This is a genomic window from Microcoleus sp. w2-18bC1 (assembly GCF_036700365.1).
In the GTDB taxonomy this organism is placed as follows: domain Bacteria; phylum Cyanobacteriota; class Cyanobacteriia; order Cyanobacteriales; family Microcoleaceae; genus Microcoleus.
On sequence record NZ_JAUBOS010000019.1, the window covers coordinates 16284 to 30460 of the forward strand.

Here is a 14177-nt window from a genome sequence, read left to right on the forward strand (position 1 = left end):
TGCAACAACTCTCCCCATCTCCTATGCCTAGAACACCCAGCGAATATTCCGTACACCTGCTGCTTGAGGGCGGCCACCGCGAAGAAATCCGTTTTTCAACGCTGCAAGATTTTCAACAGTGGTATAAAACTCTGGTTCCCAAACAAGATTCGTCAGAATTTGTTAATGTCCCGATCAAAAATATTCAAGGCGAATACATGGTAGTTCGGCCTACCAGCGTTCTCGCAATTCGCGTGGAACCGGTATTTACTTCTAGCGTTGAGAGATTCGATGAATAAGGAAAATAATCAATTGAGTAGGAAAGATTGGAAATTGAGCAAAATTTTCCGCTATCAGATATTAGCGCTCGCCTGTTGCGTTTTGGCGATCGCTTTTTCGGTGCCCGCCGTTGCAGTTCCATCTCTGCAACCAATGAGTGTAAATCAATTACAAGCGAGTGAGTTGGAGTCGATCGCCTTTGACGCTCAAATCTGGGGCGAAAATGGCAAACCGGGCGATAAAGAATTGCTGTTAAGGTCGATCGACCACAGCCTCCGCTATCTCAATACATCGGCCGCCGCCACTGCTTACAGCCGCTATCCAGTAGCAGGAGTTACGCGCGATCGAGTTCGGCGTTCCCTCGATCGATTCCGCCAATTAGTTGTCAGTTCCACAACCCCCGCACAACTTCAGGAATCAGTCAAGCGCGAATTTGTATTTTACAAATCTACGGGCAAAGATGGCAAAGGAACAGTCGCATTTACAGGTTATTTCGAGCCGACTTACGCAGCATCTCGCACGCCTAATTCCGAATACCGTTATCCCCTGTACCGGATGCCACCAAACATGGCATCTTGGCCGAAACCTCACCCGACAAGATTGCAATTAGAAGGCGAAGATGCTTTGCAGGCAAGTAAAGGATTGCTGCGAGGATTAGAATTAGTTTGGTTGCGCGATCGATTCCAGGCATTTCTCGTGCACGTCCAAGGTTCTGCGAGATTGCAGCTAACAGATGGTAGTGTGATGACCGTCGGTTTTGCAGGCAAAACCAGTCACAGTTATACAGGTGTCGGGCGAGAATTAGTTAAAGACGGAAAGTTTACTTTAGAAGAGTTAAATTTGCCGAAACTAAGGGAATATTTCACCAACTTTCCCGCAGATATGAACAAGTATTTGCCGAAAAATGAAAGCTTTGTATTCTTCCGGGATACTAATGGAGTTCCAGCCACAGGAAGCATTGGAGTGCCAGTAACTGCCGAAAGGTCGATCGCCACCGACAAAGCCTTAATGCCCCCCGGTGCACTAGCATTAATTAGTACAAAACTCCCTTACCCGAATGCGGCGGGACAACTCGAACAAAATGCCGTGAATCGGTACGTTTTGGATCAAGATACGGGCGGTGCAATCAAAGGCGCGGGGAGAGTTGACGTATTTATGGGAACGGGGGATTTAGCGGGCGATCGGGCCGGTTATATCAACTCAACAGGAGAACTGTATTATCCGCTTTTAAAGTAGATTAATTCTAATTAATTAATTCTACTTCATGTGATTGTTCGCGGTGCATCGCAATCCCGGACACGGCATTGCCGTGTCCCTACAGATATCGCGGACAATCTATATGTAATCCAAGTTTTGATAATTGCTATAAAATAGAAAATACCCCACCCTCTCAACCTCACAAATGCTCAACAAAATTCTGCAATTCTTCAAACGACTAATTCAGCGGCTGTTCGGAACCCCAACCCCACCCACCCCACCGCCGGGAAATACCCCCATCCGCCCAACCGTAACTGACGCGGAATACGAGTCGAAATTCATGGAAATCCTGGAAGGGGTGAATGCTGGCTGGAGTCGAGGCGATGTAGCGGGATTCTTAATCGCAAAACGCCTTAAAGATGGTGAATTGGCTGCTTGGCTGCGACGGTTTGGGGAAAGATTGTTAGAGGGAGAACATGATGATACCGCTGCTACGGATGCGGTGGCATCGCTTCAGGAATTAGCGCAGCGGCTGGTATTGTTAGGTAGAATTGGCAGCGGGGAATTGTCAGAGGTGGCGAGGCAAATTGGGCGGGAGATATTGACACGGTTTCCGCTGCCGGAGGTTGAGGAGGAGGATACAAAGGGGAGGGTGATTGAGGCGGTGTTTGTTGGGGATGGTTTGGGTTTTTCTGGGGAATTGAACCGCAGAGGCGCTGAGGCTGCGGGGGAAGAATTGGAAGTTAATGTAGAGGCTGAGGCGTGGTGCGATCGAGGGAATGAGCAGTATAATTTAGGAAGATTTGAAGATGCGATCGCATCTTATACCCAGGCAATTGCTCTCCAACCAGACTATCACGATGCTTTGCACAACCGAGAGGTAGCGCAACGTAAGTTAGGCGAAATTCAATAGGCGAACTCGCTTGTATCCAGAATTTTTGCTAGGGATTGCGATCGGCATGATACTATTAAGAATTAAGCGCAGTTTCCGTCGCTAATTATCATACAGTGAAAATAGGAGTTTTAGGACTGAAGTCCTCACTAGAAACTTAATTGATAAGAGGTGCATGGCGCACCCTACAATAGGTTTATACTATTAGGATTAATCCCAGATCCTTGCATCCCAAACCCAAATCGAATGACACAAGTAATCGGCATTGACTTAGGCGGAACCGCAATTAAACTCGGCAGATTTAGCGAAGACGGCATTTGCCACCAATCCTTAACTGTCCCAACCCCTCAACCGGCAACGCCAGAAGCAGTTTTAGCTACAATGACCGATGCTATTTTACAACTGAATCCGACCGAAAATGCTGTAAGTGCGATCGGCATCGGCACTCCAGGCCCCGCAGATGCCACCGGCCGCATAGCCAGAGTAGCAATTAACCTCAAAAACTGGCATAACGTCCCCCTCGCTGACTGGTTAGAAGCTAAAACCGGACTGCCGACAATATTAGCAAATGATGCCAACTGTGCCGGATTGGGAGAAGCTTGGTTGGGTGCAGGAAGGCACTTTAAAAATCTAATTTTACTAACTTTAGGTACAGGAGTCGGCGGTGCAGTTATCTTAGACGATAAACTATTTGTAGGTCATCAAGGCGCGGCCGGAGAACTAGGATTGATTACTATAAATCCCGACGGCCCGGAGTGCAACAGCGGCAATCGCGGTTCTTTAGAACAGTATGTTTCGGTGCAAGCCATTCGCCGGGAAACGGGTTTGGAACCTATAGAATTAGCAAATTTAGCTAAGTCTGGAGATGCCCAAGCTTTAGAATTTTGGCAAAATTACGGGAGCTATCTGGGTATCGGTTTGGCAAGTCTCATTTATATTTTGACGCCGGAAGCTATTATTATCGGCGGTGGAATTAGTGCAGGTGCAGAATTTTTCTTGCCGAAGGTTCGAGAAGAAATTGAGCAACGTGTACTGCCGAGTTCTCGCGAAGATTTACAGTTATTGGTGGCTGAATTGGGCAATCAAGCAGGCATGGTAGGGGCAGCAAAATTAGCTTGGCAGCTTGTTCAATAGTTAAAATTTAAAAAAGCAGCGCATTTTACTGCGCTTTTTTAATATCTAAAACTAGGGTGCCACCTAAGCACTTTAGCTAAAAAAAATAAAATGAATGTGAGGAGTTACTAAACATAGCCTCCGTTCATCCTTCATTGTTCATGCTTCTAACTAATGACTAATGACTAATGACTAATTACTGCTTCATGGCAGAGATTGTCCAGTCGTATTTTTAATGTATTCCTGAATTTCTTGATAAGTTTCCGGGTTGTTTTGGCGGAGGATAATAATATTAGTTGCGCTGTCAGGCAGGCAAAAGCTTAGCCGACCGTTCTGTTCGCAAGCAAAAGAGCTAATTCGACTCATATCGATCGCAAATTCTTTGCGGTCATAATGAATTTTAATCCACGAACCTCTCGAATTGCGATCAATGGTTTTTTTGAGGTAATCGAGAACTTGCTTGTAAGCCTCATAATTGCCTTGGGGATTGAGGATAATCGGCTGACTGCTATTAGGCAGCCAAAAGGTGAGACGCTTGTTATCCAGTTCGCTAGAAAAAGCACTAATAGTGTCAAGGTCAATTATGTATGTACTTTTCTCATAAGTAATTTTGCTCCAATAAGCCACAAAGCCTCCTCAAACCTGTGTTTCCTGGTATTTTAGGATAGTTTGACAACTCCTACCATTTTAGATTTTAGATTGTAGATTTTAGATTGGGCATGACTGATGACTATCTGGGCTGGGAAGTTGCCTAAAGTTGCATTTTTTTGGGAAACTGGTATCACCCTTGAAATCCGTAAAAAGTTAAGTAAAAATATCAAATTTTTACCTTCTGCTTTCTGCCTTCCGCCTTCTGCCTTCTGCCTTCTGCCTTGCGGTACTAGCCCCCCAGCCCTAGTATAGGGGTTGGGGGGTGAGGTCTTTCACTCGTTGAGAATGCTGCCCGATATCTAGTCCGATAAGTGCGACCCCTATCAAATCCTATTGGTCTGTTGGGCGGGTTTTGTAATGTCCATTGTCGGGGCGATTTGAATATTGTCTACTCTGAACCGCCCCTACAGACATCTAATATATCAGAACTAATCGATCGCACATGATATGAGATCAGTTTGCGACAACTTTCCCAGCCACCAAGTCGCGACCCTCATCTTCTAAAACATCCTGCTTTCCCTGGATGCTAGCGGCCTGGATAAACCCTTGAAACAAGGGGTGGGGGGTGCTAGGTCGAGATTGGAATTCGGGGTGAAATTGGCAGGCTATGAAAAAGGGATGGTTGGGAAATTCGATCATTTCTACTAATCGGCCGTCTGGAGATGTACCGGAGACTGCATAACCTGATTCTAAGAAAAGATTGCGGTAGGCGTTGTTAAATTCGTACCGATGGCGGTGCCGCTCGTAAATCACTTCTTTCTGATAAAGTTTGAAAGCTAGCGTGTCTGGGTTGACACGGCACGGATACAAACCCAGTCGCATTGTACCGCCCAAATCGACTACATCTTGCTGTTCTGGCAATAAATTAATTACCGGATTTGATGTATCCGGGTCAAATTCAGCGCTGTTGGCATCCTCTAGTTGTGCGATGTGGCGCGCCCATTCAATCACAGCACACTGCATCCCCAAACACAATCCTAAAAAGGGTATTTTATGGTGTTTGGCATATTCGATCGCCGCTATTTTGCCGTCCACTCCCCGAACCCCAAAACCTCCCGGTACAAGAATGCCGTTGATATCTTTGAGATAATTATCGAGGTTTCCCGATTCTAAATCTTCTGAGTTAATCCAGTGCAAATTTAGGTCGCAGCCGATCGCAATTGCCGCGTGTCGCAAAGCTTCGACTACCGAAAGATAAGCATCGTTCAACCGCACGTATTTGCCAACTAAAGCAATATCAATTTTGTGATTGGGACTGTAAAGCCTGTTGACTAAAGTTTGCCACTGATGCAAATCTGGCTGGCGATGTTCCATTTGTAGTAAATTGAGCGTTTGTTGGGCCAAACCTTCCTGTTCCATCATCAGGGGTACTTCGTAGATACTTTTAGCATCTTGAGATGTGATGACGCATTCTTCCGGGACGTTGCAGAATTCCGACAATTTCTGTTTCATGCCCAAAGACAGGGGGCGATCGCACCGACAGACTAAAATATCTGGTTGAATGCCGATCGACCGCAATTCCTTCACCGAATGCTGAGTCGGTTTAGTTTTCATCTCCCCAGCCGAAGGAATCCAAGGTATCAGCGTCACGTGCATATACACAACATTTTGCCGGCCGACATCCTTGCGAAACTGGCGAATTGCCTCCAAAAATGGCAAAGATTCAATATCTCCCACTGTTCCGCCGATTTCCGTAATCACGATATCGGGATTAGTATTTTTGGCTACTCGGTGAATTCGCTCTTTAATCTCATTAGTGATGTGCGGAATCACCTGCACCGTACTCCCCTGATACTCGCCGCGGCGTTCTTTGTTGATCACCGCTTGATAAATGGAACCCGTGGTGACGCTATTGAGGCGAGACATGGAAGTATCGGTAAAACGCTCGTAGTGCCCCAAATCCAGGTCAGTTTCCGCACCGTCTTCCGTCACGAAAACTTCTCCGTGCTGAAACGGGCTGAGAGTGCCGGGGTCAACGTTAATATAGGGGTCTAGCTTCAAAATCGAGACAGAATAGTCCCGCGACTTCAATAGGCGGCCCAAGGAAGCACCGACAATACCCTTGCCGATGCTGGAAACCACGCCGCCAGTCACAAACACAAATTTGCTCATAGGATTTTCGACTTTAGATGTTTCAATGTCAGGTCAGACTCAAATGTGACATAGGTAATCCATAAGGGCAACCACGGGGGATTGCCCCCTACACCCATTTGACCAAATTATTGACGATTGTTATGTGCTTGCAACCAAGTTGTCAAATCTGACACACTGGCAAAGTCTAATAGCGCCTCTCCTAAACTCTGTAATTGCTGAGCGGATAACTGAGCGATGCGAGTTTGAATCTCCGGCGACAGCACGCCGACACTGTGCTCCAACTGACGAACAATTAATGTCACATTTCCTTGTTTAATGCCTTGTTCGATGCCTTGTTCGATGCCTTGTCTGATTCCTTGTTCTATCCCGATTCTGGTAGCTTTGGTAATTGCCCCGCGCTGGTCTTGAATAAAAATTTCTCGCCTTTCTAAATCTTCCAATTCATCCGGATCGAGATTCGCTTCATTGGCAATTGCAAAAGCTTTGCGGAGTTCCGGTACATTTCCCAACTCTTCCGGCACAGACCTTAAAGTCCGAGCGGTTTTCATGAAATATATCCACTTGTCAGTCAGAGTCTCTAATTCTGCTAAAGTCTTGTCAAATTTGGGCAACTCAACAAATACAAATTCTAATTCATCCGCCAAATACTCGACCCGATTGTTTTTTTCTTTGATACAAAACCGCGAAATCACTGTTTCCAGATGCTCAAACATTTGGAAATCTGTAATCGTCAAGGCAATCACGGGATTTAACAGATTGTAGTTTTCTCCGCTTTTCAATTGCACTGAGTAAGCTTTGGTAGCATTGTATAAAATCCGCTTTTCAAAGGATTCTACATTCAATACCTGCATTTCAATTATCACTGTTTTGCTGCCACCAATTTTAGCTTTAACATCCAAGTAAGTATCTTTGACTCCTTTGATTTTGGGAGCTAAATAAGGGTCAAGAATTTCTAAATCTTCGATAACTGGCTGCGCTTCGTAGAGGATGGCATTTAAGAAACTAATCAAAATGTCTTTGCTGTCAGCAGAGCCGAATATTTTTTTAAATGCAAAGTCGGTTTTGGGGTTAATAAAATTCATGGCTTTTTCAATTTATTAGAGATTGAGAGGTTGAGGTTAGAGTGATTTAATTATTTAACTATCATACAATCTTCTAGGTTGGGTTCGCCGACGATCGCCCCAACCGACCTCACCCCAATACGGATGGAAGCCCACAGCAGTCTAGACAAAAGTTCCAGTCCCCGATTAGCGCCTGTGGAGTCAATCAAAAATCAGCCCTACGCGCTCAGTCATTTTTCCCAAAAAGCTAACTCAGGAACGTTTTGCAAAGGGTAAAGTCATGGTAAACAAAGCACCTCAAGTCTGCTAAAAAAACAGCTATGAAGTTTGTCTGCGTTCTATCCCCTCAACGGTTGCTTTGTACTGGTATGGCATTGCTCGCTGCGATCCTCTTCGAGGGCTTCGCTAACGAGTGTAGCGCGTGGCTCGCTCCCAATGCAGCGCGAGCAAAAGATCCTGGAAAAAATTATTCGTCTGTGTCGCCGAAAATCATCGCTAGTAACGATGTTAATTGCAATGGCGGACGATCGCCCAAAACTAGCTGTCGAGTCGGCGGTTTGTTCGTCAAAACTCCCAATACTACTCCAGAACAAGTCTTTCCTCTCAAGCAGACTGAAGTTAAAGCCAAAATAGCTGGCAATATCTCCCGCGTCGAAGTTGTTCAGAAGTTTGAAAATCCTTTTCCTGAATCTATAGAAGCTGTTTATGTATTTCCTTTGCCCGACGAAGCGGCGGTGGATGATATGGAAATTAAAATAGGCTCACGAATTATTAAAGCTGATATCAAACGCCGCGAGGAAGCTTTGGAAATTTACGAACAAGCCAGAAAGCAAGGCAGGACTGCTGGTTTGTTGGAACAAGAACGCGACAATATTTTTACTCAGTCTCTCGTTAATATCAAACCAGGAGAAAAAATTGAAGTTACGATTCGCTACACGGAAAGTCTCAAGTTTGCCGGTGGCGATTACGAATTTGTGTTTCCAATGGTGGTTGGGCCGCGTTATATTTCGGGAAATCTGACCCCCCCCTTAGCAAGGGGAGGCTATAGTTCTGCTGCCGATCGCATTAACCCGCCTGTTTTGCCTCCGGGAACGCGATCTGGTCACAATATTGCTGTGTCGGTAGAAATAGATGCCGGAGTTGCGATCGGCGATGTCCGCTCTACTTCCCATCAAATTACAACTGACCGCAGCGGCAATATTGTGCAAGTCCAATTAGCCAATTCAGACACAATTCCCAATAAAGATTTAATTCTGCGCTATCGAGTCGCGGGCGAAAATACTCGGGCAACTATTTTGACTCAATCGGACAAGCGGGGCGGTCATTTTGCTACTTATTTAATTCCGGCTTTAAACTACCAAACTAATGAAATTGTACCTAAAGATGTGGTGTTCCTGATGGATACTTCCGGTTCTCAGCAGGGCGAACCGCTGGCAAAATCTAAGGAGTTGATGCGCCGCTTCATTCAAGGGCTCAATCCCAACGATACTTTTACTATTATTGATTTTGCAAACACTGCTAAAGCGCTTTCAACAACTCCTTTAGCAAATACTCCAGAAAATCGACAAAAAGCAATTAATTATATCGACAAATTGCAGGCTAACGGTGGCAGTGAATTGTTTAACGGCCTTCAAACAGTGATGAATTTTCCGGCGGCGGCAACGGGAAGGCTGCGGAGTATTGTATTAATTACTGACGGTTACATTGGCAATGAAAATGAAGTGCTGGCTCTGGTTCAGCAGAGTCTGAAACCTGGAAATCGACTTTATAGTTTTGGTGTTGGCGGTTCGGTGAATCGGTTTTTGCTCAACCGTTTGGCGGAAGTGGGAAGAGGCACGTCTCAGGTAATTCGTCAAGATGAACCGTCGGCAGAAGCAGCAGAAAAGTTTTTTCGGGAAATTAATAGTCCGGTATTGACTAATATTCAAATTAGTTGGGAAGGAATGGGGGAAAAACCGCAGATTTATCCGATCGCACCTCCAGACTTGTTTGCGAGTGGGCCACTGGTTTTGTTTGGCAAAAAGACCGATCGAACTAACGGCCAACTTCGCATCCGCGGCACTCTTGCGGGCGGCAAAACTTACGAGCAAGTTTTACCTGTTAATTTTGCTCCATCCGGCGGCGGGCGGCAGCGGGAGTCAACATCAGTCGCAGCAACCGCTACGGATTTTGGCAATTCGGGGGTAGCTCAGCTTTGGGGTCGATCGCGCATTAAAGATTTAATGAATCAAATGTTTGGTGGCGAGACTAAATCTCTGGTGGAAGCTGTAACTAATACTGCTCTGACTTATCGGTTGCTTTCGGAATACACGGCTTTTGTGGCTGTGAGCGAAGAAGTGCGAGTCGCCCCAGATGGATCTCGTCGCCGCGTGCAAGTGCCTGTGGAATTGCCGCAGGGTGTCAGCTATGAAGGTATTTTCGAGTCGGAGGGGGCAGAGCAAACTAGGGGTGGCACTCGCAGCGTTACCTTGACTCCCCGCCCGGCACCGGTGAGTCCAGCTCCTGCTATGCCGCGGCAGCCCGGTTACGGTGAGTCGCAACGCCCGAAGTCTTTGGTCTCTCGCCTCCAAGTAGTTAGCGCCGAAGGGTTGGATGCCGGGGCAATCGCCGCTTTGACTCAATACCTGCAATCGGTTAATCTCCCGGCGGGGGTTAGCGGTGAAACGGTGTGGGAGTTATTGGTACAAGACGGCCGCGTTGCCCGAGTGGCGATAGATACTCAAACCTCGACGCTGCAAGCAACAGACGCCGTAGAAGCTCTCAAGAGGGCCTTGAGTTCCTGGCAACCTCCTGCAGGATTCAAGGGCACGCTGCGCCTGAAGTTGCGAATTACGGTTGAGCCTTAAGGAATGACTTTCTATGTCAAGAAACATTAACTTTTAATTCAAAAATACCGAAAGCGCGATCGCTACCGCGTGGAAGATATAAAATCTTTATTAAGAGATTGCCTTTAAACAGAAAGTGATGTTAATGAAATTTATACCGTTTGAGGCAAACGCTAAAACAGTTTCCTTTCTGAAACAGTTTCCTTTCTGAAACAACCTTAACAGTAAAGATTTCTGGATCGAAACCCCCCAATCATAGAAGGTATGATGCCCTATGGAAGTTAGTGAACTGCTCAACAATTACGAAAAAGGAGAAAGAGACTTTACTGGAGCCGACCTCAGCGGGAAAGACCTCAGCGGAGCAATCTTAATCGGAGTCAACCTTTCGCGAGCTAATCTTTCCGGGGCGAACCTCAGCAGAGCGTTTCTCACCAAAGCAACACTCAAAGATGCACAGATGCAAAGAACAAATCTGACTTTTGCCAAAATGGGCGAAACCCAACTTTCGGGTGCAGATTTGACAAAAGCTAACTTGAGTGGAGCTTTTTTGGTAAAAGCAAAATTGCCCAGAGTAAAGTTAAGCGGCGCAACTTTAACTAGCGCCAACCTGCGGGGTGCTGTGTTGTGGAATGCCAATTTGTGCAGCGCCGACTTGCAATTAGTTAACTTACTGGGCGCGAATTTGACGGGCGCTAATTTTAAGTGGGCAAACCTTTACGGTGCAAGGCTCAATAGTGCAAAACTTTTTGGAGCTCAATTAACCGGAGTCAGTCTGCGGCGAGCGCAGTTGACAGGGGTAAATCTCTGCGGTGTAGATTTGAGCGGCGTTAACGTGAGCGAAGCTAAACTCATGGGAGCTAATTTGGAAGGCTCGAATTTGGCGGGGGCGAATTTCAGCGCGGCCCAGTTGCGTGGGGTGAAGTTGGCGGGTGCAAACTTAACCGGGGCTAAGTTGAGGGGAAGTTGTTTGAGAGGGGCAAATCTGAATTGGGCAAAGTTGTGTCAAGCAGATTTGATGGCGGCAGATTTGAGCGAGGCGACGTTAATAGGAGCTAATTTAGATAATGCTTTGTTGACGGGAGCTATTTTGCCAGAATCTACTAGGCGCTATTTTTCCTTAGCTGGGGCTGGCAAAGTCAATTCTTGGGAAGTTAATGAGATTAACGGTTGATTGTTGACTGTTGACTGTTGACTGTTGACTGTTGACCGAAAGCATCCAGGATACAAGCCCCCGGATTCATCTGTGGAGAAAGAAAAAACCTGTATCCGATAAAGGAGCCCCCGAATTTATCTCGTGCAAGTCAATGCTTAAATCTAAAATCTAAAATCTAAAATCTAAAATCGATTGACTGTTCACTGATGACTATGACAATTAATTTTGGGGTGGTGCTGGTAACTGCGGCATCGGAGGTGGAGGCGGAGAATCTGGCAAAATCTCTAGTTGAAAACAAGCTGGCTGCTTGTGTGAGTTTGTCACCAATTCGCTCGATTTATAGTTGGCAAGGCGAGATTCATTCCGAGTCAAAGTGGCAGTTGGTGATTAAAACTGATTTGGCTAAATTTGAGGCTTTAAAAACAAAAGTTCAGGAACTCCATTCCTATGAAGTTCCCGAAATTATTGCTATTCCTATTATCGCTGGCAGCGATGCTTATCTCAATTGGCTGGGACAATCTTTAAGTTTGTAGTCAAGATTTTTGTCCTAAATTATCCAATGAAGAGGGACGGAATTCTCTACTAAAAATGGTCAGAAACCTAGGAATTATGACTGGTAGGGCCGATGACGCCGATTTTGTGGCGAAAACTTAGTTCGCCGCCGAACCAGCCTGTAATGCCCAGCAAGGTTGCCACGACGATCGATATAGCTAAACCTGTGTATACGATCGGCTCAGCCGGATTTCCTTGTCGCAACAGCAAGTTAATCAGGGTAAGTACCATAACCGCCACATTGCCGCCCATGTGCAACCAACCGGCACTGCGATCGCGCACTCTTTTAACTTTGAAAAAATCTAAAAAGCCCGTGATTGCTGCCAAAATCCCCGCAGCAAAACCGACACCCATCAGCCAAACCGAAGCTCTGGCCCAAAACGGATCGCTTGTGAGCCAATAACCGATGTCCGTGCCCGCGGCTCCTACTAAAAAGGCTACCGGAAAGATGACGATGATGGGGTGGATGGGATGGCCTGCAACTGAAAGCGTACTCGTAATGCCGGCGTCGCGATACTCTCTGTCGTCACTTTCTAGAATCGGCGGAATATTGGGATAAGGGGTACTATTTCTTTGATTTGTTTCCATGATTTCTAGCGATAAATTTTGTACAACAAAGCCGTTTTTATTGGATTGAACTTAATCCCAAATCCGTTCGCCATTTTCGTCAACGCGGGCCTGCCGAATTACGTCAGAAATTTCGTCGGCGTCTTTGACGTGGTGCAAAGCTTTCTTTTCCCCATCGGGTTCTTCGACGATCACATAAGTTGGAACTGTAACAACATCTCCCACGATGTCGGGTACGTGGTCTACCGCCAGTTGCTGTGCTTTTTCTTCAATGGTTTGCGGTTCGTCGGAAATACGATCGCCCGGATTGACCGTGCGCTCCATATCTTTGCCTGGTTTGTCGATACTCATAAAAACCTCTCTGGTATTTCTAATTTTTTGCTGACTCTAATTCCTACTATTGAACGAAAAATATCCCTGCACAAACATCTCCCGACGGGTGGAAGTTTCAGTTAGGGCGATCGCAGGCAGCCTCTTCCTGTAGGTAGAGGTTTTTCGATTTGTTCGGAAAAAACTAAGCTAAAATCTAAGCATGATATTTTCCTTCCCTTTGAGTTGCCCATGAAAAGTTACGATTGGATTGTTGTCGGCGGCGGCATTACTGGTGTGGCACTGAGTTACGAACTGGCAAAAAAAGGTTTTGCTGTGCTGCTTTTGGAACGAGATGCTACCATGCAAAATGCTACTCGTTTTAGTTATGGCGGCTTGGCTTATTGGTCGGGAACGACTGATTTAACTCGGCAATTGTGTCGGGAAGGTATCGAACGCCACCGCCATTTATCTGCCCAATTAGAAGCTGATACTGAGTTTCGCGAGTTAGATTTGTTGCTGACAATTGATGCGGGCAATGATACCGAAAAAGTGGCGTCTAATTACGCGCATTTTGCGATTGTTCCGCAGCTTTTGAGCGTTGCAGAAGCTGGCGAGTTGGAACCTTTGCTGAATAAAAGTGCGATCGCCGGAGCTCTGACGGTGCGTCACGGTCACATTTCGCCGACTGCCACAAATAAAGCTTATTGTCAAGGGTTTCTGCGGTTGGGAGGAACTATAGAATTTGCTGAAGTAATTGGGTTTATAGAAGAGGGCAATCGGATTTCGGGAGTCAAAACGGCACAGGAAAGTTATACCTGCCAAAATACGGTTATTTGTGCTGGAGGTGGGAGTCGGAGTTTGCTGAAAGCTGCGGGTGTTTCTGTGGGAGTTTATTTTACTCGCACGGAGATTTTGGAAACTGCACCTGTGGATTTGAAACTCAGGACTTTGGTGATGCCTGCGGTATTAAAACGTTTTGAATTGGAAGCTAAATCTAGTAAAAATGAGGTGGATTTTCTTTGGGATGAACCTGGTAAAGAGTTACAGCCACCGATTTTAGATTCGGGTGCAATTCAATTTAATGATGGGAGTTTGCGGATCGGGCAATTGTCGCGCACTTTGAGCGATTTGAATGCTAAAGTCGATCGCGAAACCAGCGAAACGGCAATTCGTGCAGGAATCAGCAAGGTTTTGCCTGATTTGGCAGGTTTACCGGCAAGTTGGCACGAGTGTAGTGTGGCATTCAGCGCGGATAATTTGCCTGTAGTGGGGCCGATCGCCGATCGCCCTGGATTGCACGTTTTTTCTGGTCTCAGCAATCCTTTGACTATTGTACCTGCTTTGGCTGAGCGATTTGCGAAGGCGGCGGGGGGAGAAGAAGATAGGGCGATCGCACTTTTGTCTCCCCATCGATTTATGGCAGAAGGAAGTTCGGCAACGCATTCTGTAACGGATGTCAGGAAGAAGGAAGAAGGAAGAAGGAAGAAGGATAGATGACTAAT

Annotated in this window: 14 protein-coding genes; 8 read left to right on the forward strand and 6 right to left on the reverse strand. The window is 46.2% G+C overall.

Annotation, left to right across the window (positions count from 1 at the left end; all coding sequences use genetic code 11):
* Nucleotides 1–23 precede the first annotated feature (23 nt).
* The 4 genes from QT979_RS12890 to QT979_RS12905 all read left to right on the forward strand — a co-directional run bounded on the left by QT979_RS12890 (nucleotide 24) and on the right by QT979_RS12905 (nucleotide 3481).
* Nucleotides 24–278 (forward strand): hypothetical protein, encoded by a 255-nt coding sequence (locus QT979_RS12890; RefSeq protein ID WP_333046692.1) that lies wholly within the window; start codon nucleotides 24–26, stop codon nucleotides 276–278.
* Nucleotides 271–1494 (forward strand): murein transglycosylase A, encoded by a 1224-nt coding sequence (locus tag QT979_RS12895; RefSeq protein WP_333310344.1) that lies wholly within the window; start codon nucleotides 271–273, stop codon nucleotides 1492–1494. Before QT979_RS12890 ends, QT979_RS12895 begins: the two co-directional genes overlap by 8 nt.
* A gap of 166 nt (nucleotides 1495–1660) precedes the next feature.
* Nucleotides 1661–2368 (forward strand): tetratricopeptide repeat protein, encoded by a 708-nt coding sequence (locus QT979_RS12900; RefSeq protein ID WP_333209359.1) that lies wholly within the window; start codon nucleotides 1661–1663, stop codon nucleotides 2366–2368.
* A 225-nt stretch (nucleotides 2369–2593) separates the two neighbouring features.
* Nucleotides 2594–3481 (forward strand): ROK family protein, encoded by an 888-nt coding sequence (locus QT979_RS12905; protein ID WP_333209361.1) that lies wholly within the window; start codon nucleotides 2594–2596, stop codon nucleotides 3479–3481.
* Nucleotides 3482–3664: 183 nt separating this feature from the next.
* On the opposite strand, the gene QT979_RS12910 is transcribed toward QT979_RS12905, so the two are convergent.
* The 4 genes from QT979_RS12910 to QT979_RS12925 all read right to left on the reverse strand — a co-directional run bounded on the left by QT979_RS12910 (nucleotide 3665) and on the right by QT979_RS12925 (nucleotide 7475).
* Nucleotides 3665–4087 carry a hypothetical protein gene (locus QT979_RS12910; RefSeq protein ID WP_333080303.1) on the reverse strand — a complete coding sequence of 141 codons (423 nt, stop codon included), beginning with the start codon at nucleotides 4085–4087 and terminating at the stop codon, nucleotides 3665–3667.
* 477 nt (nucleotides 4088–4564) lie between these two features.
* Nucleotides 4565–6223 (reverse strand): CTP synthase, encoded by a 1659-nt coding sequence (locus tag QT979_RS12915; RefSeq protein ID WP_333209364.1) that lies wholly within the window; start codon nucleotides 6221–6223, stop codon nucleotides 4565–4567.
* A gap of 107 nt (nucleotides 6224–6330) precedes the next feature.
* The gene (locus tag QT979_RS12920; RefSeq protein ID WP_333209366.1) at nucleotides 6331–7287 is read right to left on the reverse strand and encodes an Rpn family recombination-promoting nuclease/putative transposase; all 957 of its coding nucleotides are present in this window, start codon (nucleotides 7285–7287) and stop codon (nucleotides 6331–6333) included.
* A gap of 50 nt (nucleotides 7288–7337) precedes the next feature.
* Entirely contained in the window at nucleotides 7338–7475 is a 138-nt protein-coding gene (locus QT979_RS12925; RefSeq protein WP_333209367.1) for a hypothetical protein, read from the reverse strand.
* Between the two features lie 111 nt (nucleotides 7476–7586).
* Here QT979_RS12925 and QT979_RS12930 point away from each other — a divergent pair, with 111 nt between their 5' ends.
* The 3 genes from QT979_RS12930 (at nucleotide 7587) to cutA (ending at nucleotide 11777) form a co-directional block, all read left to right on the forward strand.
* Nucleotides 7587–10112, forward strand: coding sequence for a VIT domain-containing protein (locus QT979_RS12930; protein WP_333310347.1), 2526 nt, complete (start codon nucleotides 7587–7589; stop codon nucleotides 10110–10112).
* A 253-nt stretch (nucleotides 10113–10365) separates the two neighbouring features.
* Nucleotides 10366–11262, forward strand: coding sequence for a pentapeptide repeat-containing protein (locus QT979_RS12935; RefSeq protein WP_333209371.1), 897 nt, complete (start codon nucleotides 10366–10368; stop codon nucleotides 11260–11262).
* Between the two features lie 194 nt (nucleotides 11263–11456).
* Nucleotides 11457–11777: a divalent-cation tolerance protein CutA gene (gene cutA, locus QT979_RS12940; protein ID WP_333209447.1), complete on the forward strand. Its 321-nt coding sequence runs from the start codon at nucleotides 11457–11459 to the stop codon at nucleotides 11775–11777.
* Between the two features lie 67 nt (nucleotides 11778–11844).
* Here the strand turns inward: cutA and QT979_RS12945 are convergent, their stop codons facing one another.
* Nucleotides 11845–12384 carry a DUF2231 domain-containing protein gene (locus QT979_RS12945; RefSeq protein ID WP_333054314.1) on the reverse strand — a complete coding sequence of 180 codons (540 nt, stop codon included), beginning with the start codon at nucleotides 12382–12384 and terminating at the stop codon, nucleotides 11845–11847.
* A 51-nt stretch (nucleotides 12385–12435) separates the two neighbouring features.
* Entirely contained in the window at nucleotides 12436–12714 is a 279-nt protein-coding gene (locus QT979_RS12950; protein WP_333209373.1) for a hypothetical protein, read from the reverse strand.
* A 210-nt stretch (nucleotides 12715–12924) separates the two neighbouring features.
* Between QT979_RS12950 and QT979_RS12955 the strand changes: the two genes are divergently transcribed.
* On the forward strand, nucleotides 12925–14172 hold the full coding sequence (locus QT979_RS12955) for an FAD-binding oxidoreductase (RefSeq protein WP_333209375.1): 1248 nt from the start codon (nucleotides 12925–12927) through the stop codon (nucleotides 14170–14172).
* Nucleotides 14173–14177: the final 5 nt, after the last annotated feature.

What these genes read in the sequence shown, in the direction of transcription:
- QT979_RS12900 (WP_333209359.1), top strand. Translation starts at nt 1,661, where the DNA reads ATGCTCAACAAAATTCTGCAATTCTTCAAACGACTAATTCAGCGGCTG.
- QT979_RS12950 (WP_333209373.1), bottom strand. Translation starts at nt 12,714, where the DNA reads ATGAGTATCGACAAACCAGGCAAAGATATGGAGCGCACGGTCAATCCG.
- QT979_RS12915 (WP_333209364.1), bottom strand. Translation starts at nt 6,223, where the DNA reads ATGAGCAAATTTGTGTTTGTGACTGGCGGCGTGGTTTCCAGCATCGGC.
- QT979_RS12895 (WP_333310344.1), top strand. Translation starts at nt 271, where the DNA reads ATGAATAAGGAAAATAATCAATTGAGTAGGAAAGATTGGAAATTGAGC.
- cutA (WP_333209447.1), top strand. Translation starts at nt 11,457, where the DNA reads ATGACAATTAATTTTGGGGTGGTGCTGGTAACTGCGGCATCGGAGGTG.
- QT979_RS12920 (WP_333209366.1), bottom strand. Translation starts at nt 7,287, where the DNA reads ATGAATTTTATTAACCCCAAAACCGACTTTGCATTTAAAAAAATATTC.
- QT979_RS12905 (WP_333209361.1), top strand. Translation starts at nt 2,594, where the DNA reads ATGACACAAGTAATCGGCATTGACTTAGGCGGAACCGCAATTAAACTC.
- QT979_RS12945 (WP_333054314.1), bottom strand. Translation starts at nt 12,384, where the DNA reads ATGGAAACAAATCAAAGAAATAGTACCCCTTATCCCAATATTCCGCCG.
- QT979_RS12935 (WP_333209371.1), top strand. Translation starts at nt 10,366, where the DNA reads ATGGAAGTTAGTGAACTGCTCAACAATTACGAAAAAGGAGAAAGAGAC.
- QT979_RS12890 (WP_333046692.1), top strand. Translation starts at nt 24, where the DNA reads ATGCCTAGAACACCCAGCGAATATTCCGTACACCTGCTGCTTGAGGGC.
- QT979_RS12930 (WP_333310347.1), top strand. Translation starts at nt 7,587, where the DNA reads ATGAAGTTTGTCTGCGTTCTATCCCCTCAACGGTTGCTTTGTACTGGT.
- QT979_RS12955 (WP_333209375.1), top strand. Translation starts at nt 12,925, where the DNA reads ATGAAAAGTTACGATTGGATTGTTGTCGGCGGCGGCATTACTGGTGTG.